This is a genomic window from Sphingobium sp. D43FB (assembly GCF_002312805.1).
GTDB lineage: Bacteria > Pseudomonadota > Alphaproteobacteria > Sphingomonadales > Sphingomonadaceae > Sphingobium.
Genome location: NZ_NMUA01000110.1, coordinates 1 through 1,807, shown reverse-complemented (window position 1 = coordinate 1,807; position 1,807 = coordinate 1). Strand labels below are relative to the sequence as shown.

General features: G+C 60.7%; 2 protein-coding genes. One reads left to right on the top strand and one right to left on the bottom strand.

Annotation, left to right across the window (positions count from 1 at the left end):
- Positions 1–17: 17 nt before the first annotated feature.
- The gene (locus SxD43FB_RS23445; RefSeq protein ID WP_096064149.1) at positions 18–1,394 is read right to left on the bottom strand and encodes a transposase; all 1,377 of its coding nucleotides are present in this window, start codon (positions 1,392–1,394) and stop codon (positions 18–20) included.
- A gap of 105 nt (positions 1,395–1,499) precedes the next feature.
- On the opposite strand from SxD43FB_RS23445, the gene SxD43FB_RS23440 reads away from it, so the two are divergent.
- A complete protein-coding gene (locus SxD43FB_RS23440; RefSeq protein ID WP_043155122.1) occupies positions 1,500–1,784 on the top strand; it encodes a hypothetical protein in 285 nt (94 codons plus the stop codon).
- Positions 1,785–1,807: the final 23 nt, after the last annotated feature.

Sequence of the window (1,807 nt, the reverse complement as noted above, 5' to 3'; positions counted from 1 at the left end):
AGCTCGACTTTGTACGATTAGGTAGCGAAGCATAGTGCTTGAGCCATACGTACGAGGCGTGTTGTCGGAATATAGTGCGGTTCTCGGTGCGGCGGGGGGGGTTGATTAATGTCGCCGACCCAGAGCTGCAGGCGGACGGCCCCGATGGCGTCACTGAATGTCAGGCTGGTTTTTCGATACCAGGCGGCGGCATAAGGGGTGCTGCTAGTGGTGAGCAGATCGCAGGCCCATAGCGATATGAGGCTGTAGAGTCCCAGCAGCGCCGGAGTGGTTCGAGCTATAGCGTTGTCGGTCCACTGGCGCTGTGTCTCGACACCCAGGTGAGCGCGCGTTTCGGCGAAGGTGACCTCGATCTGCCATCGGCGGACGTATAAAGCGATGATGTCGGCGGGCTCGAGGGTGATGTCGGTACTGAAGAAGGCCTGCGGGCCGCGCTTTCCGTCAGGATCGCGAACCAGGACCCAGCGGACCGGCAAGACCGGAGTGCCGGGCCTGTACCATAAGGCGATGTCAGATGTGATCTCGAGCGTCTTGCCGTTGAGATGGCCATACCATGCAGAGACGAGAATGCTGGTCCAGCGTGTCGCCGGGTTGGCGAGCAGGGTCTTGAGTTTTGGTAGTGCTCGCCCTTTCTGCGCTGGTCGCCCCATCGTGCGTGCCGTTCGCCCCGCAGGCTGCGCAAACAAGTTGGCGTCGAGCCGCAGTCGGCTGATGAGTGTGGCCCGGCGGACGATCGCATGTGCCAGTTCGTGGACAGCAAAGCTGCTGTCGCCAATGAAGATGATCCGCCGACCCGGCAGCCAGCGAGACAGCTGCAGCGCGCCCTGCCGGGCCCAGTCCGTCAGCAATTTATGACGACAGCGGCATTGACGGTTCGATCGTTCCGAAGGAGCGAGCAACGTCAAGACTGGCAGTGCCTTGATCAGGCGGGTCCATGACACCGGGGTGAGTACCATGAAGCTGAGCCAGCGCAGTCCGCTGGCTTTGACGAAATGGCCGTGACTGGAGCGGACCGGGTCGCGGTAGATACCCCGTGCGGTGATCCGGCGCCCCCATCGCCGCTCAATGGTGTCGTCCATACCGATGACCACAGGACCATCGGGCACGAGCCGTTCGACCACAATGCCCAGTAAACACCTGGCAACGGCACGCGAACTCCACCGGGCGCGGTTGAGGATCTGGTGATAGGTTGCAAAGTTGGCAGCATCGGCTCGGCCGGTCACACGCAGGCAAGACGTAACGGTCCGTTTGCCCGTGGCCAGCAGGCCGCCCATCACAAGAACAAGTACATGCTCCCAACTGCGAGCCGTAAAGCAGGGACGCCATGCCTGCAGCCATTGGCGCAGAATCTGGGGGACGGGATCGCCGATAACGGCCTTGTTCTGGTCCAGCATTCCATGCTTCGAATCCTGACTGAAGCACGTTGCAACGCTTAGGCTGTTGCCATGCGGCGAGGTGACTCGAATATGCTGTGACCCGACGGCAGCTATGGATGCACCATGAAAGACGAGGAAATCATTCTGCGCATCGAGACGTTCGACGCGGCCAACGGCGGCGGCGTCGGATGGTATGAGGACAAGGGCGCTTACCATCTCTATCTGCTGGAAACCGAGGCACCGATCGCCCGCCTCAAGCCTGTCGGCACGCGCGACGAAGTCAGGCTCGGCTACTGGTCACACCGACGAAAATGGGAAGATATCGACGATATGGGCGGATGCGTCTTGCCCCTCGATCAAGCCCTCGACCACATCGCTGAAAACAGCATCTTCTGGACCTGGACCTGACCAAAAACGTACAAAGTCGAGCT